This is a genomic window from Nocardioides humi, assembly GCF_006494775.1.
Lineage (GTDB): Bacteria > Actinomycetota > Actinomycetes > Propionibacteriales > Nocardioidaceae > Nocardioides > Nocardioides humi.
The window spans coordinates 2,765,833-2,785,431 of sequence record NZ_CP041146.1; the positions used below are offsets into that span (position 1 = coordinate 2,765,833).

The following is a 19,599-nucleotide window of genomic DNA, read 5'->3' on the forward strand; positions in this document are numbered from 1 at the left end:
GAGGCGAGGCTAACCTAGCGGCCCCAGCCGGGCCGCGGTCAGCCCTGGGTGCGCAGGTACCGTCCGAAGTGGGGCACGGTGAACGCGATCCGCCCGCGCTCGCCGGAGTAGATCAGCCCCTTCTTCAGCAGCGAGTCGCGCGCGGGCGAGAGCGACTGCGGCCTCTTGCCGAGGACGCCGGCCACGTCGGCGGTGGCGACCGAGCCGACCGGGTCCTCGACGCCGTCGTCCGACGCGGCGACGGCGGCGTCGGCCATCGCGCGCAGGTAGTCGCGCTCGGCCGGGGTGGCGCGCTCGTAGCGGGAGCCGAAGAAGCCGACGGCCAGCTCGGCCTCGGCCTCGGGACCCGCGACGGCGACGTCGTCGACGGTGATGGGGGTGCGCGGGGCGAGGTCCCACACGGAGCGGCCGTAGGCCTGGATGAAGTAGGGGTAGCCGCGGGTGGCGTCGTACATGGCGGCCAGGGCGTCGGGCGTGAACGCGGCGTCCTCCTCGGCGGCCGGGGCGACCAGGGCGCGGTCGGCGGCGCCGCGGGAGAGGCGGTCGATGCGCTGGTAGGAGAAGAGCCGCTCGGAGTAGGACTTGCTGGCGGAGAGCACGGCGGGCAGGTGGGGCAGCCCGGCGCCGACGACGATCACCGGCAGGCCGTTCTGGCTGAGCTCGTGGCAGGCGGCGCACAGCGCGGAGACGTCGTCGGCGCCGAGGTCCTGCATCTCGTCGACGAACACCGCGACGCCCTTGCCGACGTCCGCCGCGAGGCCGCCGACGTCGGTGAGCAGCTCGACCAGGTCGATCTCCACGTCGCCCGAGTCGGCCCGGCCACGGACGGCGGGCGCGTCGATCCCGGGACTCCAGCGGTCGCGCAGCTTGGCGTCCGCGCCCGCGTCGCGCTGCGCGAAGGAGCGGATCACGCCGAGCACGTGATCGGCCTCGCCGGGCTCCGGGGCGACCGGCCCGAGCTCGCGCACGGCCTGGTGCAGCGCGGACGAGAGCGGCCGGCGCAGCGACTGGTCCGGCCGGGCCTCGAGCTTGCCGGTCCCCCACCCCTTGCGCACCGCCGCCGAGCGCAGGGCGTTGAGCAGCACGGTCTTGCCGACGCCGCGCAGCCCGGTGAGCACCAGCGAGCGCTCGGGGCGCCCGCGCGCGACCCGCTCGAGCACGACGTCGAACGCCGCGAGCTGCTCGTCGCGCCCGGCGAGCTCCGGCGGGCGCTGCCCGGCGCCGGGGGCGTACGGATTGCGGATCGGGTCCATGATCCGACGCTATCGGGCTCTCTAGCGACTCCCCTAGACATCCCTAGCGTGTCGGATCGCCGGTCTGCCCCGGGCGCCGGCGGGCACTGCGGAGGGCATGGATCCGGTGGTCTTCGCGTGGTCGGTCGCGCTGATCGTCACGGCCGGGACCCTCCCGCCGGGGATGATCCGCGCCCTCGCCTACCGGTCCGGCTCCGTCGACCACACCCCCGGGATGCGGACGGTCGCGGCCGTCGTCCTCGGCATCGGCCTGGTCGGGCTCGTGTGCTTCCTGAGCCTCAGCGTCGCGCTGCTCGCCCGCTGACCGCGCCGCGCCGGCCCCACTACGCTGGGCTCGTGCCCGAGCTGCCCGAGGTGGAAGCCCTGGCCCTGGACCTGCGGGGCCGGCTGGAGGGGCGCGCCCTCACCCGCGTCCACATCGCGGCGTTCAGCGCGCTCAAGACCTACGACCCGCCGCTGTCGGCGATCGAGGGCACCTTGGTCGACGATGTACGACGGCACGGCAAGTTCCTCGACATCGAGGCCAGCGGGCTCCACCTTGTGCTCCACCTCGCGCGCGCCGGGTGGGTGCGGTGGAAGGACGAGGTGCCCGCGCTCCCGCCGCGCCCCAGCACCAAGTCGACGCTGGCCGTCCGGGTGGTCCTCGACGAGCGGGACGGCGTCACGCCGGGGCTCGACATCACCGAGGCCGGGACCAAGAAGTCGCTCGCGCTCTACCTCGTCCGCGACCCGCTCGACGTACCCGGCATCGCGAGCCTCGGCCCCGACCCGCTCACCGACGACTTCACACCGGAGCGGCTCGCCGGGATCCTCGCCGACGCCGGCCGCAAGCAGCTCAAGGGCGTGCTCCGCCACCAGGGCACGATCGCGGGCATCGGCAACGCCTACTCCGACGAGATCCTGCACGCCGCGCGGATGTCGCCGTTCAAGCCGGCCGACAGCCTGTCCGACGACGAGCTGTCGATCCTGTACGCCGCCGTCCGCGACACCCTCGGCGACGCCGTCGAGCGCTCCCGCGGCCTTGCGGCCAGCGAGCTGAAGAAGGAGAAGAAGTCACATCTCGCGGTGCACGGCCAGACCGGCAAGCCGTGCCCGGTCTGCGGCGACATCGTGCGCGAGGTGTCCTTCGCCGACTCGAGCCTGCAGTACTGCCCCACCTGCCAGACCGGCGGGAAGCCCCTCGCCGACCGGCGGATGAGCAGGCTGCTGAAGTGACCTCTCCCGGGCGGCGCGGCGCCCCGGCAGCTGCACCAGCACCACCGCACCGAGCACGAGCAGCCCGCCGAGCCACTGCGGCGCGGTCAGCACCTCCCCGAACACGACCGCCGCGCTGAGCACGGTCACCACCGGCTCGAGGATGGACAGGATCGCCGCGGTCGACGGACCGACCTTCGCGAGGCCGGCGAAGAAGAGCAGCACCGAACCGACCGTGCTGATCAGCACCAGCGCGGCCAGCCACCCCCAGCCGGCGGCGCCGAAGCCGAGATCGGGCATGCCGCGCACGGTGTCGACGGCGAGCAGTGCTCCGGTCGCGCCGGTGCAGACCAGCGCGGCGAGAGCGACCGGCGGGGTGCCCGCGGTGATGCGGTCGCCGATCACGATGTAGCCGGTGTACGTCGCGGCGGCGCCGAGCGCCAGCAGCACGCCGAGCGCGTCGAACTGCCCGGTCGCGGCCCCGGCGAGCACCAGCCCGATGCCGCTCAGGGCGACCACGAGGGCGGCGACCCGGCGGGCGGAGGCCCGCTCGCGGCCGATCGCGATCGAGGCCACCATCACCGTGACCGGGTAGACGTAGAAGACGAGCGCGACGAGCGAGGCGTCGAGGTGCTGCAGGGCCGAGAAGTAGAAGGACGCCTGGACGGCGTACCCGAAGACGCCCATCGCCAGCCCGACCAGCACGGCGCGGCGGGTGAGGCCGCGCAGGGCCCCGGTGCCGGTCGCGATGACGAGGAGGACGGCGGCGGCCAGGCCGAAGCGCACCAGGAGCAGCGCCGGGACCGAGACGCCCTCGTCGTACGCGGACTTGGCGAAGACCGCCATCAAGCCGAAGCCGGCGGCGGAGAGCAAGCAGGACAGGGCACCCACCCCGCCATGGTCGAGCCCGGCAACCGTTCACGTCCATCACGGATTCCTATGGCCGATCGTGCAGATATGCTGAACAGATGCTCGACCTGCACCGCCTCCGGCTGCTCCGGGAGGTGCACGGCCGCGGCACGATCCATGCGGCCGCCGCCGCGCTGGGGTACTCCCCCAGCGCCGTCTCCCAGCAGCTCGCCGTCCTCGAGCGCGAGGCCGGCACGCCGCTGCTGGAGCGGACCGGGCGCAACGTCCGGCTCACCGAGGCCGGCCTGGTGCTCGTCGGGCACGCGATCACGCTGCTCGAGGGGGTGGAGGCGGCCGAGGCCGAGCTGGCCACCGTCGCGGCCGGCCGCGCGGCGGGCGTGGTGCGGATCTCCGCGTTCCAGTCCGCGCTGCTGCGGATCGTGGCGCCGGCGGTCCGCGCGCTGGCGGCCAGCCACCCCGACGTACGCGTGGAGGTGACCGAGGCCGAGGTCGAGCAGACCGCGCCCGGGCTGCGGCTGCACCAGTACGACCTCGTCATCGGCGACGAGTACGACGACCAGCCGCGCCTCGTGCACGCCGACCTCCACCGCGAGCGGCTGCTGCGCGAGCGGCTGCACATCGTGCTCCCGGCCGACCACCCCGAGGCCCGCTCGAAGCGGGTCCCGATCTCGCGGCTGTCCGGGCTGGTGTGGGCTGCGTGCCAGCCGGGGACCGGTCAGCGGGCGATGCACCTGCGGGTGTGCCGGCAGTACGGCGGCTTCGAGCCCGACGTGCGCCACAGCTCCGACGACTTCCTCATCCTGCTGGAGATGGCGCGCACCGCAGGGGCCGGCGCCCTGCTCCCCGACCTCGCCCTCGACGGCCGCGACGCCGGCGTCGCCGTACGCCCGCTGGCGGATGGACCGCTCGGCCGAGAGGTCTTCCTGCTGACCCGGCAGGCCCGCACGCCCGCGGTCGAGGCGGTCGCGGCGGCGCTCCACACGGCGGCGCCTAGGGTGGAGCCATGATCCCCTCGATCGAGATCGACGCCGTCCCGGACCCGCTGCCCGAGGGCCTGGTGGTGCTCGACGTCCGCGAGGACGACGAGTGGGCCGCCGGCCGCATCGACGGCGCGCTGCACATCCCGCTGATGGAGCTGCCCGCGCGGCTCGGGGAGTTCGTGGAGCTCGAGGCGCCGCAGACGCTCGTGGTCTGCAAGGGCGGCGGGCGCTCGGCGCGGGCGGTGGCCTATCTCGCCCAGCAGGGGTACGACGTCGTCAACCTCGTCGACGGCATGCTCGGCTGGGAGCGGGCGGGCCGGGCGATGGTCGCCGACGGCGACCAGCCGCCGACGGTCGTCTGAGCGACCGGACGCACGCGACGAGAACGGCCCCGCCGACCGAGGTCGGCGGGGCCGTCGCGTCACCGGCCGTCGGGTGACACCGAGGTCACTCCGAGGTCACTCCGAGGTCACTCCGAGGTCACTCCGAGGTCACTCCGTGGGGATCTCGGACGGGAGGTCGGAGAGGAAGCTCTCCAGCTCCTCCGGGCTCGTCGGCAGGTCGCTCGGCAGGTCCGACAGGTCGGTCGGGATGTCGGTCGGGATGTCGTCGGTCGGGAGGTCCGTCGGCAGGTCGCTGGGAAGCTCCGTCGAGCCGCCGTCCGCGTCGGAGCAGGTCTCCGACTGGTAGGTGTTGAACGCCTCGGCCTTCTTCTGGTCGTCCTTGGAGATCTCGGCCTCGAAGGGGTCCTTGTCGTCCTTGAACGCCTTCTCGATGTCGTCGGCGTCGACCTTCTTCGCGGCGTCGAGCTGGATCTCGAAGCCCTCGCGCGCGTCGTCGGGGATGTCCTCGGGCGTGCCGACCTTCTCGAGCTCCTCGGCCTGCTTCTTGACGAGGTCCTCGACCTTGTCCCAGTCCTCGTCCTGGATCGCCTGGAAGAAGTCCTGGCCGGCCTCGGTGTTCTGCGAGGCCTTGCAGAAGTCCTCGACCGAGGCGTCGGTCGGAGCGCCTCCCCCGCACGCGGTGAGGGAGAGGGCGAGCAGGGCGGCGGCGCCGGCGGAGGCCAGCGGGCGCTTCAGGAGGGTCATCGTGTTGCCTTTCATCGGGAATATCGGGGGTGGTCAGCTGCCGAGCTGGTCGGCGCAGGTCTTCTCGACGTACTCGAAGAACGCGTCGGCGTCCTTCTCGTCGTCCTTGGAGACGCCGGGGATGGCGTCCGAGCCGTCCTTGTCGCCGAAGGACTTCTTCGCCTCGTCGTAGTCGAGGTCCGTGATGGTGTCGACGATGACCTCGAAGCCGTTGCGCTCGTCGTCGCCGATCTCCTTCGGCGTACCGATCTCGCCCAGGTCCTCGTAGGCGTCCTGCAGGTCCTCCCACTCGTCCTCGGTCGGCTCTTCGCCCGCCACCGACGTGGTCGCGGTCAGGACGTCCTGGACGCCGCCGCAGAAGTCCTTCGTCGAGGCGTCGGCCGGGTAGCTGCCACCGCACGCGGTCAGGGTGAGGCCCAGCAGGGCGGCCACGCCGGCGGCGGCCAGCGGGCGCTTGATCGGGGTCATGTCGTTTCCTTTCCTAGGGGGTGGGCGCCTCGGCGTGCGACGAGCCAGGGCACGGCCGAGCAGGCGACCCGCGGTCACCCTGCCCCACCCGCCTCAGACTATTCACAGGCCCGGCGAACAGCAGGTTGCGGGCCCGTGACCGGCGTGGGCCGCACGCGTACGGCTCGCAGTGCCCGGGGCGGGTCCCGCTATTCGCCCCAGAGCGCCGCGGTCGGCACCGCCAGCAGGCCCTCCAGAGCGGCGAGGTACGACGCCCGCGTGATCTGCCGCACACCGAGGCCGGTGAGGTGCCGGGTGGCCCACTGGACGTCGATCAGCCGGTTGCCGGCGGCGCCGGCGGGGTCGGACCGGAGCCCCTCGACCAGACCGAGCAGCGCGACCTTGGAGGCGTCGGTGACGTGGTGGAACATCGACTCGCCGGCGAACAGGCCGCCGATCGCGACGCCGTACAGGCCCCCAGCGAGGCGGCCGTCCCGCCACGCCTCGACCGAGTGCGCCCAGCCGAGACGGTGGAGATCGCCGTACGCACGGGCGATCCGGCCGTCGATCCAGCCGTGCGGCCGGCGCGGGTCGGCGCAGGCGGCGACGACCTCGTCGAAGGCGGTGTCGACGCGGATCTCGAAGTCGCGCGCCGAGCGCCGCAGCGAGCGAGAGACCCGCAGCCCGTCGAGCTGCAGCACGCCGCGGTACGCCGGGCACCACCAGCCGATCGAGCGTCCCTCCGGCATCGGGAACAGCCCGCTGCGGTACGCCGCCAGCAGCGTCCCCGGCTCCAGGTCCGCCCCACCGCCACCAGGTCGCTGCCGTCGTGGGTGCCGTCCTCGTCGTCGTCCGGCTCGTCGAGCACCGGCAGCGCCGCCAGCTCCGCACGGCTCGGGAGGTCCCACTGCGTGGGCGGCGGCTCGACGGGCACGTGCTGAGCGTAGGGGGTGGCCGGTGTCGACCGCGCACCTCCCGAATCCGTCGTGGTCCGCCTGCCGGAGCGACAGATCTGGTTGGTGAGCAGGCGCTGGCTAGGCTCGGGGCATGGCTTCGCTGAAGAAGGGCCTGGCGCTGCAGACCGCCCGGCAGCTCGCGCCGAAGGTCACCCAGCTGGCCCCGGGGCTGACGCAGTCGTTCGTGCGGGAGGCGCTGCACCGGGCGCTGGTCGGGGTGGGTCCGCTGCCGCCGGCGGCGGAGGCCGCGCGCGTGCAGCTCGAGGAGCAGCACGGCAACGTCGACAAGGCCGTGCGGGAACTGATCGAGAACCATGTCGCGTACGCCGGCGCGGAGGGCCTGGTGACCAACCTGGGCGGCCTCATCACCGCCGCGATCGTGGCGCCGGCGAGCATCACCGGGCTGGCGCTCATCCAGTGCCGGATGGTGGCGGGCATCGCCCACCTGCGCGGCTACGACCTCGAGGACCCGCGGGTGCGCAACGCGATCCTGGTCTGCGTGCTCGGCGAGGACACCGTGCGATCGATGGTCAAGCGCAAGCAGCTGCCCGCGCCGCCGATGGCGATCGCGACCGCGCCGCAGCACGACCCCACCCTGGACCGCACCGTCTCGACGGTGCTGGCCGGCGAGCTGGTCGGGCGGGTGATCGGCAAGCGGATGGCGACCACGGTCGGCAAGCGGGTGCCGCTCGTCGGTGGCGCCGTCGGCGCGGTGACCGACGGCTGGAGCACGTTCCGGGTGGGGCGCTACGCCGGGCGGGAGTTCCGGCCCCTGCGAGCCAAGGTCTGACCTCGGCCCACCCGTGTGTGCCTGATCAGGCACACACGGCGACGCAGTCGATCTCGAGTCGTGCACCGAGCGGCAGCCCCGCGACCTGGACGCAGGTACGCGCCGGCCGGTGCGCCAGGAGCTTCGCGTAGGCGAGGTTCATCTGCGGGTAGTCGGCGAAGTCGGTCAGGTACACCGTCGTCCGCACGACCCGGTCCAGTCCGCTGTCCGCGGCGCGGAGCACCGCACCGAGATTCGCCAGGGCCTGACGGGTCATCGCGGCCACGTCGTCGGTCACCAGCGTTCCGTCGGGCGCCAGTGGCACCTGTCCGGAGCAGTAGGCCAGGCCGCCCACGACGACCGCGTGACTCAGGGGCGCGCCGGCGACCCTGAGCTCCGGCAGGTCGACGGCTCTCACGTCCCGTCTCCGTTCGTCATCGCATCGGGCTGAGCGGACGCAGCACCTCGGAGCGCCGGCCCAGCATCTGGTCCGAGAGCAACCGCGCGGTCGCGGGCCCCTGGGTGATGCCCCACATGCCGTGGCCGCCGTGGACGAAGACCCGCGGCGACCTCGTAGGCCCCACCAGCGGCAGGCCGTCGGCCGAGCAGGGGCGCGACCCGCACCATTCGTCGGCCCGTCCACCCAGCTCGCCCTCGAGATAGGGCGCGACCGCCGCGGCGATCTGCTGGATGCGGGCCTCCCGGAAGGGGGCGTCGGGCGCGCGCAGCTCCATCGTGCCCGCCACCCTCGTCCCGTTCGCCAGTGGCGTGCACACCACCCGCTGGGCGGGGAGATAGACGGGTCGGCTCACGGCGGGACGGTCCGGCATCGTGAAGCTGTAGCCACGACCCGCCTGCACCGGGACCCGGACCCCGTACGGCCGAACCAGACGGTTGAGCCAGGCGCCGGTCGCGACGACGACCGCGTCGAAGCGCCGGGGCGGCCCGAGCCGGTCGAGCACCTCGACCTCGCGACCGTCGTCGTGGACGGACACCACGTCGACGCCAGGGAAGATCCTCCCACCGCGCCGGACGACGTCCTGCGCCAGCTGCTCGCAGAAGTCGCCCGGATCGATGGTGCGTTGCGACCGGAGCAGCAACCCGGCGCCGACCTCGTCGGTCAGCTGCGGCTCCAGCTCCCGAGCGGCCGCACCGGTGAGCACGTCCGCCTTCGCGTCCAGTCCCGCCTCGGCCGCGGCCGCGACCTCCGCCGCGAGATGGCGCAGATCGTCGGTGGTGCGGCCCACGGCGAGGATGTCGACGTCGCTGGCGCCGACCCTCACTCCCGCGTCGGCGAGCTCGTCGAAGGCGTCGAGCGCGACCGCGTTGATCGACGCCAGATGCTCCATCGCATCCGCCCAGCGGGCCCGGGTGGAGCTCCGGGCGAACCGGGCGAGGAAGGACCAGAGGTCGCGCGACGGACGGAGCGACACGTGCAGCGGCGACCGTGGGTCCAGGACCGCCCGCGCGCCGTACCGCAGGATCCCCGGCTCCGGCAGCGGCCCGGCCAGGGCCGGGGTCAGCCAACCGGCATTGCCCCGGGAGGATCCCGCGGCGACCCCGGAGCGGTCCAGGACGTCGACCTCGACGCCGGACCGCTGCAGGAACCACGCGACCGCCAGGCCCGTACTCCCGGCGCCGATCACGCCGACCCGCTCGATACGCTCACTGCCCATCGTCATCACTCCTCCTGTCGACCGTGCCGCCCGAACGTCGCGCTCGTGAGTGCGGACCGGTCATCTGCAGCCTCCGGATGCCCAGCCACGTCAGCAGGACGGTGTCCGGATCCTGTAGGTCGAACTCGCCGACCTCGGCGGCCCGCCGCAGGCGGTAGCGCACGGTGTTGGGATGCACGTGCAGTCGCCGTGCCGCCGTCGCGACGTCGCCGATCGCGGCGAGATAGGCCTCCAGCGAGACCAGGAGATCGGTCGCGTTGTCGCGGTCGTAGGCCAGCAGCCGCCCGAGGACACCGTCGACCGGATCCACCCCCTCCGACTGCAGGTAGTCCTCGGCGGCGATCAGGACCGCACCCAGTGTGTTCTCCTCGGGGAACATCACCTCGCTGCCCGATCCCATCCTGCGCCGGACCCGGATCGAACGGTCCACGTCCCTGCGGGAGTAGATCAGCTCGTCCAGGGTGCGAGCGCTCCGGCCCACGGCGACGTAGCCCGCCGGCATCGCGATGCTGCGCAGCATGCGGGACGCCAGCGCGTCGATGCGCACGGCCGACTGGTCGGTCAGCACGACGGCGTACAGCTGGTCGTCCATCGTCGTCACGGCCGCCGTGGGGCTCGCCGCGGTCAGCTGGAGCGCGACCGCGTCGGCGATGCGATAGCGGCCCTCCTCGTCGATGCCCGTCAGGTCGACGGCGAGGACGCGGGACTCCCGATCGGCCAGGCCCAACCGGGTCCGGGCCTCGGCGGCGTCGGGCGTGCGTGAGAGGAGGTCGGCCAGGAGCTCCGCACGCAGCCGGCGGCCGCCGCGCCCCTCGGCCCGGCGGCGCAGGAGGGCCAACGCCACCACGCGTGCCGCGTCGGCGAAGGCCGCCTCGCGGTCGGGTCCGACCGGACCGTCGACGACGGCCCACATCGACCCGAGGAGCACGCCGCCTGACCACACCGGCATCGCGAGGCGCGGCCGGAGTCCGTCGAGCTCGAGGTAGAGCGGCGACTCCGCCTCCGCGAGGCGCTCGTGGACGCCGGCGGCGTCGAGCAGGTCGCGGTACTCCTGAGGTACGGCGCGGCCCAGGACGGTGGCGGCCCGCGCCGGATCCACCTCCTGATTGCGCTGGGAGAACGCGATGACCGTGAAGTCGCGATCCTCGATGGTCACCGGCCCGGCGACGAGCTCGCTGACGGCGTTGGCGACCTCGAACAGGTCGGTGCCGAAGGCCTCGCTGTCCCCACCGGTCGTCCCGGCGAAGGTGCCCAGGCCCAGCCGTTCCCGGACCAGGCCGGCGACGTGGAACCACGACGCCTGCGGCTCGATGAGCACGACGTGGGCCCGGCCGAGCCGGGGCGAGGCGAGCAGCCGGCGTCGGAGCTCCGCGCTGTGCTTCGCGATGATGGCCGGCACGCCGAGGGCCTCAGCGACCGACGGATCGTCCGCCGCGCCGTCGCCGACGTCGAGCAGCACCGTCGACGGCTCGACCACGCAGAGCGAGCCGTCGACGATCTCCGCGAAGCGGATCAGCGGATCGCGGTCCTCCGCGCCGGACACGACGTCGCGGACCAGTGGACCGAGGTCACGGACCAGCTGGGCGAGGCGGACGCCGGAGACCCCCGGTTGCATCACCGGCGCCCGGCGCCGTCGGTGGCGAGCTTGACGACATCCGGTACGTCGCCGCCCGTCGCCTCCTCGAAGCGCGCGAGGAGATCTCCGGCGGTCAGCGCCCGACCGGGGTTGCGCAAGTCCGCGGCGATGCTGCCCTGGTGCATGATCACCACCCGGTCCGCCAGCTCCACCGCCTGGTCGAGGTTGTGGGTGATCATCAGGCAGGCCAGCCGGTTCTCGACGACCAGGCGGCCGGTGGCCGCGATCACGATGCGACCGCTGCGGGGGTCGAGTGCGGCCGCGTGCTCGTCCACGAGCAGCACGGTCGGCGCGGCCACGCTCGCCATCGCCACGGCCACGGCCTGACGCTGGCCGCCGGACAGCTCGGCCCCGAGCGACGACAGGCGGTCCTCCAGGCCCATGCCCAGCCCGGCGAGCGCGGCGCGTCCCCGCTCCCGGCGCTCCCTGGTGAGCAGCCGCCCCAGAGGCCGCCGGCGGCCGGTGAAGGCCTGGGCCAGTGCGAGGTTCTCCTCGAGCGTCAACCGGCCCATGACGTTGACCTCGGGATCCTGGCGGATGGTCCACAGATGCCGGGCCCGCCTCCACGACGGCCAGCGCGTCACGTCGCGTCCCGCCACCCAGACGCTGCCCTCGTCGGGGACGAGGCCGCCGGCCACGACGTTCATCAGGGTCGACTTGCCGGCGCCGTTCGAGCCGAGGATCGCGACCAGCTCGCCGGGCCGGACGGTGAGATTCGCGCCCAGGAGCGCACGGATCGTGTCGCGGCCCGAGCCGCTGAACGACTTGCTGCAGCCCCGGACGTCGAGGCTGGACGGGGAGTCAGAGGATGGGGCTGACACGATCGGCCTCCAGGTAGTCGGTTTGGATCCGCCGACGCTGGGCCCGCGCGGATGCCGAGATGCCGCGCGCCCAGGACGACCCGTGGCTGCGGGCGACGAGGACGACGATCACCGCGATGCTGGTGACCATCCGCAGGCTGTTCGCCGAGCCGCCGTTCTCCAGCGTCCAGGCGACGATGAAGCGGTAGACCAGCACGCCCAGGACGACGGCGGCCAGCGCAAGCACCGGGCGGTCGCTGCGGATGATGGTCCGGCCCATGACCAGGGCCGCGATGCCCACGACGAGCGTGCCGACCTGGATCGAGACGTCCATGAAGCCCTGCTGCTGGACGACGAGTGCCCCCGAGAGCCCCACCAGTGCGTTCGCGACACCGAGCCCGGCCATCTGCCGCATCTCGGTGCGGATGCCGATGGCTCTGCTGGTCTGGATGTTCAGTCCCGTGGCCCGGACGGACGCGCCGAAGCTGGTCGACAACAGCCACAGCAGGAAGGCGACGCACGCGAGCGAGGCGAGTCCCCCGACCAGGATGTTGGCCTCGGTCAGCCCGAGATCGAGGCCCTGCGCCTTGGTGAACAGCGTCTCCACCCCGATGAGCGCGACATTCGCGCCGCCCATCACGAACAGGCAGATGGACCAGCAGGCGGCGGTGACCAGGATCGACGCCAGCAGCGTGTTCATCCGCAGGAAGACATGGAGTGACCCGGTCGTGAGACCGGCCGCGGCGCCGGCCGCCATGGCGGCGGCGACGGCGAGCCACGGCGAGCCACCCGACTGGAGCACGGCCGCGCAGGTCGCACCGCCCAGCCCGAAGGAGCCCTCGATCGTGAGGTCGGGCAGGCTCAGCACGATGAGGCTCAGGTAGATCCCCAGGGCCAGCGGAATGTACTGGGCCCCGATCTCCAAGGCGGTGAACGCCGCTGTCACGAGGACGTCCCGACGTACTCGACCTCGAGGCCGTCGGGGACCCGCAGGCCGAGACGCTCGAGGACGGCCTCGTTGACCGACATGGCGCTCTCCTCCGGCAGGTAGACCGGGATCTTGCCTGCATCGTCGCTGTCGAGCACCTTCGCCACCAGCTTGCCGGCCTCGACACCGAGGGCGCCGTAGTCGTACACCCCGGCTACCAGGGCGCCCTGCTCCACGGACTCGGTGGTCCCGCCGAACACGGGCAGGCCCGCGTCCTCGGCGACCTTCAGGATGCCGGCGACCCCGCTCACCGTCGGGCCGTCGCCCGCGACCTGGATCGCATCGACCTTGCCCACGAGGAGGCGGGCCGCCTGCGTCGTCTCGGAGGGGTTGGCGATGGGCGACTCGACGACCTCGATCCCGACCTTCTTCGCTGCGGCGACCGCGCGGGCCGCCAGGGCGTCTCCCGACGAGTCGCCGTTCTTCCAGATCAGCCCGACCCGCGTGACGTCCGGCGCGATCGCCAGCATCGCGTCGAGCTCGAGCTCCACCGGAAGCGGGTCGCTGACACCGGTCGTGTTGTTCCCGGGCGCCTCCAGCGAGGACACCAGCTTGGCCTCGACCGGCGCCGAGGACGCGAAGAACACCAGCGGCGCCTTCCGGCCCGGCTGCAGGAAGGCCTGCGCCCCGGGCGTCGCCAGACCGAGCAGCACATCGCAGTCGGAGTCGCGCAGGAACTGGCTGACGATCGTCTGCTGGGTCGCGGCGTCACCCTCCGGGTTGCGGATGTCGTAGGTGACCTCGTCCTCGCCGTAGCCGGAGGCGGACATCCCCTCCTTCAGGCCCGCGAGCCCCTCTTTGAAGATGGGCAGGGTGACGTACTCGTTCACGCACACCTTGACGCCGGCGGCGTCGCCTCCTCCCGAGCCGCCGCAGGCGGCGAGAGCGGTGGCGACGAGGGTGGCCGAGACGGTGATCAGGACTGACTTCTTCATTCCGGGTGACCTCTCAGTCGTCACATGCCGGGCGGCACATTGATGGGGTGCGCGAGGACGCGCCTCAGTACGGGCTCGAAGTACTCCAGGGACTTGGCCGTGAAGGTCTCGCTGAAGGCCGGCTCGTCGTACCTCTCGCAGAACTCCTGGGTGTCGGCGGCGAACTCGTGCTCGAGGATGGCTGCCGGCGGGGCCCAGACCTGGCCGAGCAGGGGGTAGTAGTACTGCGCCTGGAAGACCGGGTGGTGTTTGACCACCCACCACGTCCGGTCGTCGACGAAGGGACGGAGGATCGCCGCGGCGATGTCGCCGTGGTTCGTGGGCGCCAGCGAGTCGCCGATGTCGTGGAGCAGGGCGGCGACGACGTACCTGTCGTCGGCGCCCGCGTTCATCGCCCGGGTCGCGGTCTGGAGGGCGTGCTCCAGCTGCGACACGTTGAGGGTGCGCCGCTGGGCCGCGCCGCGCAGCTCACGGAGCAGACGGTTCGTGAGGTTGTCGAAGACCTCCTCCTCGAACCGGACAACCCCCTGGATCTCCGCGACGCTGGCCTTGCCGAGATGTCCTTCGTTCATCATTTCCTCCCGACGGTCGGACTCGGTGCGCGTCAGGCTAGTCACGGCCCTCAGTGGGTGTCGTTGGCCGAATCGCCAAGCTGATCACGCTCCGCCTGGGGGATCAGCCAAGCTCGGGATCCGCCGTCGCCGAGTGGACGGACCTTGTCGGATCGGCCAACCCGGGCTCGACCCGTCTGTCCGAACACAGTCGTCCGGGCATGCCGCGGCCAGGCGCCTGCCCGCGGCGCCGGGGCCGTCAGGGCCGTCGGCGCGCGCATCACCGCCAGGGGGCGGGCGTCACCTGGGCGCGCGGTTGCGCGCCTTGCGGTAGACGTCCAGCGCCTGGCGGCCCTTGCCGCTGCCCTCCAGCTTCTGCACGGTCCACTCCATCGACCGCATCAGCCGCGGCGTCCGGGCGCGGACCAGCTCGCGGCGGGCGGCCTCGAGCTTGCGGCGGAGTCGCTCGTTCTCGGCGTGCGCCTCGGCGTTGTCGAGCAGCAGCGCCTTGATCGCGTCCACGGCGGCGGAGGACACCTGCTTCTCCGGCGGGTGGTCGGGATCGACCCACTTGCCGGTGGGCGCGGGCGCGCCGCGCAGGTCGGCCAGGTCGCCCACGACGTCGTACCCGCGCCGCGACAGCTCGGCGATCCAGCTGTCGGTGAGCTCGTGCACCCAGGGGTACTGGTCGGGCGGCAGGCCGAGGCGCGCCGACTTGGTGCGTTTCGAGAGGGTGCGGTGCGCCAGCAGCTCGCGGACGAGCGGCCGGTAGTGCTGCGGGGGGAGGTCGCGGGCGGCGACCCGGTTGATCCGGCGGATCAGCGCGGACTCGGGTACGCCGAGGCTCGGGTTGGCCCGCCGGGTGGTGAGCTTGAGGTCGAGGTCGTCGAGGCCGAAGGCGGCGCTGAACCGCTCCCACAGCAGCTCGGGCGAGCCGCCCGTCGGCGGCACGGTGACCAGGTGGACCCGCTCCGGCGGGAGGTCGGAGCCCCAGCGGTCGAGGATGTCGGGGATCTCCTGGACGCCCCAGAACCACGCGCCGACGCGGTGCGCCCGCTCCGGGTCCTGGATCAGCTCCAGGAAGCGGGTGTACCCGAACCGGGCGCGGTGCTTGACGTTCTCCTGCCACTCCGCTGGGATCTGCCGGACCAGGTCGCGGACGGAGAGGATCACGTGGACCTCGGTGCCGCCGTCGCTGGTGTCGCCGCCGGGCCGGTGGCCCAGCGAGGCGAGGGCGCGGGCGACCTGGCTGCGCGAGGCGGAGGCGAGGATCTCGTGGCTGATGATCGAGGTGCCGTCGTGCTCGCGGACCTCCGCGGCCAGCTTGTCCCACGCGCCGACGGCCTCGGCCTCGAGCCCGCCCCAGCGCAGCCGCATCAGGTCGAGCGCGGCGAGGAAGTGGGCGTCGAAGCGGTCCGCCGGGTAGCTCACGTCCTGCTTGAGCAGCCGGCTGCGGTTCTTGTAGAGCACGTCCTGGAGGTACGACGTCCCGGTCTTCGGCGTGCCGACGTGCAGGAGGACCCGCCTGCTCACGCTTCCTCCTTCACACTGCCGGCCACGGTCACAGGGTCGAGGAGCAGGCCCAGGGCGAGGTCCAGCACCTCGGCGTCGACCGGCGCCACGGACACGGATGGGTCGTGCCGGAGCGGGCGTGGCAGCAATCGATCGAGCTCGCCGAGCACAGGGTAGCGAGCCGCGGCGAGGTCGTGGCGGGTGCGCTCGGCCTGCGTGCGCAGCCACCCGTCCCACCGCGGGGGAAGGCTCGGCGGCGGTCCGCCGAGGCCGTCGAGACGCTCGCCGAGGGTCGCGCGCAGCAGCCGCGGCCGCAGATCCGAGGGCACGAGCAGGCCGAGCGGCTCGCCCACCCGGCGGGCCAGGTCGACGGCATGGGCCCCCAGCCGCGGCGGACCGCCGAGACGCGCCACGCCGAGCTCGTCGGCCAGCAGCTGGTCGTCGAGGACCACGCGGACCCGCTCGGCGCCGTACTTGTAGGCGGCCGAGCGCGCCATCCGCGCGAGGTCGGCCCGCGGCGGCAGGTGCCCGGCGCCGGCGTTGGCGCGCACGAAGCCCCGCCAGCCGGCGCCGCCCTGGTCGAAGCAGCGGGCGGTCCAGGCCTGGACGAGGACGGTCTCGAGGTCGTCGGCGAGGAGGTACGCCGTCGGGCGGCGCCCGCCCGGACGGTGCCCCTGCGCCGCGAGATCGGCGCGGACGGCGTCGGCGCGCCACGGCATGCCGACCACCACGAACGAGCGGACCCACGGCCGGCGTACGGTCCGGACCCGGTCGAGCAGGGTCGGCTCGGGCGCGGGCACGGCGGCGGTGGCCGCGACGTCGTCGGCGACCAGCGCGGCGGCGACGCGCAGCAGCTCGTCGTCGGTCAGGGTGTCGGGGTCGACGGGACGCGGCCCGAACTGGCCGGACTCGTCGACCCCCACCAGGGCCAGCTCGCTGCGACCGCGCCCGGAGACGTCGGCGCCGAGGACGCGGTCGGCGGTGGCGGTGCGGACGGTCCGGCCGGCCGCCGCGGCGTACAGGTTGAGCCGGCGCAGCAGGGCGAGCTGCTGGGCACCGGGGAGCTCGGCCCCCAGCGCCTCGCCCTCACCGGTGCTGTCGGCGGGCCAGTCCAGCCACGGCATCGTCGCCCCGGCCCGCAATGCCGCCACCCAGCCCCACGCCCGCCGACGACCACTCATGAGCCAACGGTAAAGGGGTGTCAGTCGTCGCCGGTAGCGAGGGCCCGGACGACCGCGGACGGGCTGGGGCGGCCGAGCTCGCCGGCCATCCAGGTGCTGGTCGCGACGACCGCGCCGAGGTCGACGCCGTGCTCGATCCCGAGGCCGGTGAGGAACCAGACGAGGTCCTCGGTGGCGAGGTTGCCGGTCGCGCTCTTCGCGTAGGGGCAGCCGCCGAGGCCGCCCGCTGACGCGTCGTACGTCGTGACACCGGACTGGAGTCCCGCGTGGACGTTGGTGAGCGCCTGGCCGTAGGTGTCGTGGAAGTGGAGGGCGAGGCGGTCGGGGGGGACACCGGCGTCGGCGAAGGCCCGCACCAGTGCGCGGACGTGGCCCGCGGTCGCGACGCCGATGGTGTCGCCGAGGCTGAGCTGGCCGACGCCGAGGTCGAGCAGGCGTCGTCCCGCCGCGACCACCTGGTCGACCGGGACCGCGCCCTCCCACGGGTCGCCGAAGCACATGGAGAGGTAGCCGCGGACGTCCATGCCGGCCTCGCGCGCGGCGGCGATCGTGGGCGCGAACATCTCGAACTGCGAGTCGAGGGTGCGGTTGAGGTTCTTGCTCGCGAAGGTCTCGGTGGCCGAGGCGAACACCGCGACGTGGCGCAGGCCGAGCTCGACCGCGCGGTCGAGGCCGCGCTGGTTGGGCACGAGCACCGGCAGCTGCCGGGCGGCGTCGCCGAGGTCGGCGGTGAGGCCGGTCATCAGGTCGGCGGCGTCGGCGAGCTGGGGCACCCACCGCGGGTGGACGAAGCTGGTGGCCTCGACGATCGGCAGACCGGCGGCCAGGAGCCGCCGGACGAACTCCGCCTTCACCTCGGTGGGGACGACGGCCTTCTCGTTCTGCAGGCCGTCGCGCGGGCCGACCTCGTAGATCGTGACGCGCTCCGGCAGGCCCGGCTCGGGGACGACCATCGGCAGGGCGCTCATGACTCCTCCACCACGAACAGCTCGGCTCCGAGCGCCACCTGCTGGCCGGTGCTCGCCCCGACCCGGGCGACGACGCCGTCGTACGGCGCCTTGAGGGCGAGCTCCATCTTCATCGCCTCCACGACCCCGAGCACCTGGCCCTCCGTGACCTGCTCGCCCTCCGCGACCCGGACATCGAGGACGGTACCGGGCATCGGGGAGGTGACCGTGTCGTCCACGGCGGCGGCTCCGTGGTCGGCGGCCGCATCGGGCCGGACGAAGACGTACCGCTGGCCGTGGTGGGCGAGCTCGACCTGGTGCACGGTGACCCGGGCGACCGTGTCGACGGGCACGCGGGCCGCTGGCGTGGCTGGCTCATCGAACCCAACAACGACCGGCGCGGAGGAGGCGCTCATGCGGAAGCCGTCGGCGGCGAAAGGACCAGCCTGCGGGGCGAACGCGTCCAGCCAGAGCCGGGCGGCGATCTCCCGTGCCTCCGCAGGGTCGGGCGGCGGGATGTCGTGGCGGTCGAGCCAGGCGGTGTCGATGCCCCCCGGCACGGTGAACTCATCGCCTGCCGCGAGCGCCCGCAGGAAGCCGGTGTTCGTGGTCAGGCCGAGGATCGCGGTGTCGTCGAGCGCCGCAACGAGCCGCCGGCGGGCGGTCTCGCGGTCGCGGCCGGAGACGATGACCTTGCCGAGCATCGGGTCGTACGACGTGCTCACGACCTGTCCGGACTCCAGCGCGTGGTCGACGCGCGCGGCCTCGGGCCAGTGCACGACGCTCGCGGCGCCGGCCTGCGGGAGGAACCCGCCGAAGGCGTCCTCGGCGTAGATCCGGGCCTCGATCGCGTGGTCGTAGAACCGCAGCCCGGACTGGTCGAACGGCAGCGGATCCCCTGCAGCGACGGCGATCTGGAGCTCGACGAGGTCGACCCCGGCGTGGAGCTCGCTGACCGGGTGCTCGACCTGGAGCCGGGTGTTCATCTCCAGGAAGTAGAAGTCGCCGGTGGTCGCGTCGAGGAGGTACTCGATCGTGCCCGCGTTGACGTAGCCCACCGAACTTCCGAGCGCGACAGCGGACTGATGCAGCCGCTCGCGCAGGTCGTCGTCGAGCGCCGGGGCGGGCGCCTCCTCGATGACCTTCTGGTGGCGGCGCTGCACCGAGCACTCGCGGGTGCCGAGGTGGACGACGTGGCCGTGGCTGTCGCCGAGCACCTGCACCTCGATGTGGCGGCCGCGCTCGACGTACTTCTCGATCAGGATGGTGTCGTCGCCGAACGCGCTCGCGGCCTCCCGCTTCGCGGCGGCGATCCCGTCGGGCAGCTCGGCCGCGGAGCGCACCACGCGCATGCCCTTGCCGCCGCCGCCGGCCGCGGCCTTGACCAGCACCGGGTAGGCGAAGGTCGCGGGGTCCTCGTCGAGCGCATAGGAGGGGACGACCGGAACCCCGGCCGCGACGGCGAGGTCGCGGGCGGCGTCCTTGCGGCCCATCTGCTCGATCACCTCGGGCGTCGGGCCGACCCAGGCGATGCCGGCGTCGGTGACCGCCCGGGCGAAGCCGGCGTTCTCGGACAGGAAGCCGTAGCCGGGGTGGATCGCGTCGGCGCCGGCCTCCTTCGCGGCGGCGAGGACCGCGTCGGCGTCGAGATAGCTCGGCACCCGGACGGCGGCGTCGGCGTCGCGCACGTGGAGCGCGTCGGCGTCGAGGTCGGTGTGGACGGCGACGGTGCGGATGCCGAGGTCGCGGCAGGTGCGGAAGACGCGGCGGGCGATCTCGCCGCGGTTGGCCACCAGGAGGGTCGTGATCATCGCCA

The 19,599-nt window shown here is 73.3% G+C and carries 20 protein-coding genes and 1 pseudogene; 5 read left to right on the plus strand and 16 right to left on the minus strand.

Annotated elements, in window-relative coordinates; genetic code table 11:
* Positions 1–38 precede the first annotated feature (38 nt).
* Positions 39–1,253, minus strand: coding sequence for an ATP-binding protein (locus FIV44_RS13535; RefSeq protein WP_141004898.1), 1,215 nt, complete (start codon positions 1,251–1,253; stop codon positions 39–41).
* A gap of 97 nt (positions 1,254–1,350) precedes the next feature.
* Between FIV44_RS13535 and FIV44_RS13540 the strand changes: the two genes are divergently transcribed.
* Together FIV44_RS13540 and FIV44_RS13545 are read left to right on the plus strand one after the other, a co-directional pair.
* Positions 1,351–1,557, plus strand: a complete 207-nt coding sequence (locus tag FIV44_RS13540; RefSeq protein WP_141004899.1) for a hypothetical protein — start codon at positions 1,351–1,353, stop codon at positions 1,555–1,557.
* A gap of 32 nt (positions 1,558–1,589) precedes the next feature.
* Positions 1,590–2,468 carry an Fpg/Nei family DNA glycosylase gene (locus FIV44_RS13545; RefSeq protein WP_141004900.1) on the plus strand — a complete coding sequence of 293 codons (879 nt, stop codon included), beginning with the start codon at positions 1,590–1,592 and terminating at the stop codon, positions 2,466–2,468.
* 45 nt (positions 2,469–2,513) lie between these two features.
* Here FIV44_RS13545 and FIV44_RS13550 read toward each other — a convergent pair.
* Positions 2,514–3,338, minus strand: a pseudogene (locus tag FIV44_RS13550) (DMT family transporter); the annotation flags it as partial.
* Positions 3,339–3,415: 77 nt separating this feature from the next.
* Between FIV44_RS13550 and FIV44_RS13555 the strand changes: the two are divergent.
* Together FIV44_RS13555 and FIV44_RS13560 are read left to right on the plus strand one after the other, a co-directional pair.
* On the plus strand, positions 3,416–4,324 hold the full coding sequence (locus tag FIV44_RS13555; protein ID WP_141004901.1) for a LysR family transcriptional regulator: 909 nt from the start codon (positions 3,416–3,418) through the stop codon (positions 4,322–4,324).
* The gene (locus FIV44_RS13560; protein WP_141004902.1) at positions 4,321–4,659 is read left to right on the plus strand and encodes a rhodanese-like domain-containing protein; all 339 of its coding nucleotides are present in this window, start codon (positions 4,321–4,323) and stop codon (positions 4,657–4,659) included. The genes FIV44_RS13555 and FIV44_RS13560 overlap by 4 nt, the downstream gene beginning before the upstream one ends.
* A 129-nt stretch (positions 4,660–4,788) precedes the next feature.
* Here the strand turns inward: FIV44_RS13560 and FIV44_RS13565 are convergent, their stop codons facing one another.
* From FIV44_RS13565 to aat, 3 genes are all read right to left on the minus strand, one after another.
* A complete protein-coding gene (locus FIV44_RS13565; RefSeq protein ID WP_141004903.1) occupies positions 4,789–5,385 on the minus strand; it encodes a hypothetical protein in 597 nt (198 codons plus the stop codon).
* Between the two features lie 33 nt (positions 5,386–5,418).
* The gene (locus tag FIV44_RS13570; RefSeq protein ID WP_141004904.1) at positions 5,419–5,853 is read right to left on the minus strand and encodes a hypothetical protein; all 435 of its coding nucleotides are present in this window, start codon (positions 5,851–5,853) and stop codon (positions 5,419–5,421) included.
* A gap of 188 nt (positions 5,854–6,041) precedes the next feature.
* Positions 6,042–6,581 carry a leucyl/phenylalanyl-tRNA--protein transferase gene (gene aat, locus FIV44_RS13575; RefSeq protein ID WP_219996437.1) on the minus strand — a complete coding sequence of 180 codons (540 nt, stop codon included), beginning with the start codon at positions 6,579–6,581 and terminating at the stop codon, positions 6,042–6,044.
* A 298-nt stretch (positions 6,582–6,879) separates the two neighbouring features.
* Between aat and FIV44_RS13580 the strand changes: the two genes are divergently transcribed.
* Complete coding sequence (locus FIV44_RS13580; protein ID WP_141004906.1) at positions 6,880–7,578, plus strand: EcsC family protein; 699 nt, start codon at positions 6,880–6,882, stop codon at positions 7,576–7,578.
* 25 nt (positions 7,579–7,603) lie between these two features.
* Here the strand turns inward: FIV44_RS13580 and FIV44_RS13585 are convergent, their stop codons facing one another.
* The 11 genes from FIV44_RS13585 to FIV44_RS13635 form a co-directional block, all read right to left on the minus strand.
* Positions 7,604–7,975, minus strand: coding sequence for a RidA family protein (locus FIV44_RS13585; protein ID WP_141004907.1), 372 nt, complete (start codon positions 7,973–7,975; stop codon positions 7,604–7,606).
* 16 nt (positions 7,976–7,991) lie between these two features.
* Positions 7,992–9,233, minus strand: a complete 1,242-nt coding sequence (locus FIV44_RS13590) for an NAD(P)/FAD-dependent oxidoreductase (protein ID WP_246086942.1) — start codon at positions 9,231–9,233, stop codon at positions 7,992–7,994.
* A complete protein-coding gene (locus FIV44_RS13595) occupies positions 9,223–10,848 on the minus strand; it encodes a PucR family transcriptional regulator (RefSeq protein WP_141004909.1) in 1,626 nt (541 codons plus the stop codon). Before FIV44_RS13595 ends, FIV44_RS13590 begins: the two co-directional genes overlap by 11 nt.
* Positions 10,848–11,690 carry an ATP-binding cassette domain-containing protein gene (locus tag FIV44_RS13600; RefSeq protein ID WP_219996438.1) on the minus strand — a complete coding sequence of 281 codons (843 nt, stop codon included), beginning with the start codon at positions 11,688–11,690 and terminating at the stop codon, positions 10,848–10,850. The genes FIV44_RS13595 and FIV44_RS13600 overlap by 1 nt, the downstream gene beginning before the upstream one ends.
* A complete protein-coding gene (locus tag FIV44_RS13605; protein ID WP_141004910.1) occupies positions 11,671–12,615 on the minus strand; it encodes an ABC transporter permease in 945 nt (314 codons plus the stop codon). Before FIV44_RS13605 ends, FIV44_RS13600 begins: the two co-directional genes overlap by 20 nt.
* On the minus strand, positions 12,612–13,592 hold the full coding sequence (locus FIV44_RS13610) for an ABC transporter substrate-binding protein (protein WP_141004911.1): 981 nt from the start codon (positions 13,590–13,592) through the stop codon (positions 12,612–12,614). Before FIV44_RS13610 ends, FIV44_RS13605 begins: the two co-directional genes overlap by 4 nt.
* A 20-nt stretch (positions 13,593–13,612) precedes the next feature.
* Positions 13,613–14,167 carry an HD domain-containing protein gene (locus FIV44_RS13615; protein ID WP_141004912.1) on the minus strand — a complete coding sequence of 185 codons (555 nt, stop codon included), beginning with the start codon at positions 14,165–14,167 and terminating at the stop codon, positions 13,613–13,615.
* Positions 14,168–14,443: 276 nt separating this feature from the next.
* On the minus strand, positions 14,444–15,676 hold the full coding sequence (locus FIV44_RS13620; RefSeq protein ID WP_141004913.1) for a hypothetical protein: 1,233 nt from the start codon (positions 15,674–15,676) through the stop codon (positions 14,444–14,446).
* Complete coding sequence (locus FIV44_RS13625) at positions 15,673–16,836, minus strand: hypothetical protein (protein ID WP_141004914.1); 1,164 nt, start codon at positions 16,834–16,836, stop codon at positions 15,673–15,675. The genes FIV44_RS13620 and FIV44_RS13625 overlap by 4 nt, the downstream gene beginning before the upstream one ends.
* 20 nt (positions 16,837–16,856) lie before the next feature.
* On the minus strand, positions 16,857–17,804 hold the full coding sequence (locus FIV44_RS13630) for a hydroxymethylglutaryl-CoA lyase (protein ID WP_141004915.1): 948 nt from the start codon (positions 17,802–17,804) through the stop codon (positions 16,857–16,859).
* Positions 17,801–19,594, minus strand: a complete 1,794-nt coding sequence (locus FIV44_RS13635) for an ATP-binding protein (protein WP_141004916.1) — start codon at positions 19,592–19,594, stop codon at positions 17,801–17,803. Before FIV44_RS13635 ends, FIV44_RS13630 begins: the two co-directional genes overlap by 4 nt.
* Positions 19,595–19,599 lie beyond the last annotated feature (5 nt).

Excerpts from the sequence above, each read along its gene's own strand:
- FIV44_RS13560 (WP_141004902.1), top strand. The coding sequence starts at position 4,321 with ATGATCCCCTCGATCGAGATCGACGCCGTCCCGGACCCGCTGCCCGAG.
- FIV44_RS13610 (WP_141004911.1), bottom strand. The coding sequence starts at position 13,592 with ATGAAGAAGTCAGTCCTGATCACCGTCTCGGCCACCCTCGTCGCCACC.
- FIV44_RS13570 (WP_141004904.1), bottom strand. The coding sequence starts at position 5,853 with ATGACCCCGATCAAGCGCCCGCTGGCCGCCGCCGGCGTGGCCGCCCTG.
- FIV44_RS13615 (WP_141004912.1), bottom strand. The coding sequence starts at position 14,167 with ATGATGAACGAAGGACATCTCGGCAAGGCCAGCGTCGCGGAGATCCAG.
- FIV44_RS13595 (WP_141004909.1), bottom strand. The coding sequence starts at position 10,848 with ATGCAACCGGGGGTCTCCGGCGTCCGCCTCGCCCAGCTGGTCCGTGAC.
- FIV44_RS13565 (WP_141004903.1), bottom strand. The coding sequence starts at position 5,385 with ATGACCCTCCTGAAGCGCCCGCTGGCCTCCGCCGGCGCCGCCGCCCTG.
- FIV44_RS13630 (WP_141004915.1), bottom strand. The coding sequence starts at position 17,804 with ATGAGCGCCCTGCCGATGGTCGTCCCCGAGCCGGGCCTGCCGGAGCGC.
- FIV44_RS13590 (WP_246086942.1), bottom strand. The coding sequence starts at position 9,233 with ATGGGCAGTGAGCGTATCGAGCGGGTCGGCGTGATCGGCGCCGGGAGT.
- FIV44_RS13555 (WP_141004901.1), top strand. The coding sequence starts at position 3,416 with ATGCTCGACCTGCACCGCCTCCGGCTGCTCCGGGAGGTGCACGGCCGC.
- FIV44_RS13625 (WP_141004914.1), bottom strand. The coding sequence starts at position 16,836 with ATGAGTGGTCGTCGGCGGGCGTGGGGCTGGGTGGCGGCATTGCGGGCC.
- FIV44_RS13580 (WP_141004906.1), top strand. The coding sequence starts at position 6,880 with ATGGCTTCGCTGAAGAAGGGCCTGGCGCTGCAGACCGCCCGGCAGCTC.
- FIV44_RS13540 (WP_141004899.1), top strand. The coding sequence starts at position 1,351 with ATGGATCCGGTGGTCTTCGCGTGGTCGGTCGCGCTGATCGTCACGGCC.
- FIV44_RS13635 (WP_141004916.1), bottom strand. The coding sequence starts at position 19,594 with ATGATCACGACCCTCCTGGTGGCCAACCGCGGCGAGATCGCCCGCCGC.
- aat (WP_219996437.1), bottom strand. The coding sequence starts at position 6,581 with ATGCCGGAGGGACGCTCGATCGGCTGGTGGTGCCCGGCGTACCGCGGC.
- FIV44_RS13535 (WP_141004898.1), bottom strand. The coding sequence starts at position 1,253 with ATGGACCCGATCCGCAATCCGTACGCCCCCGGCGCCGGGCAGCGCCCG.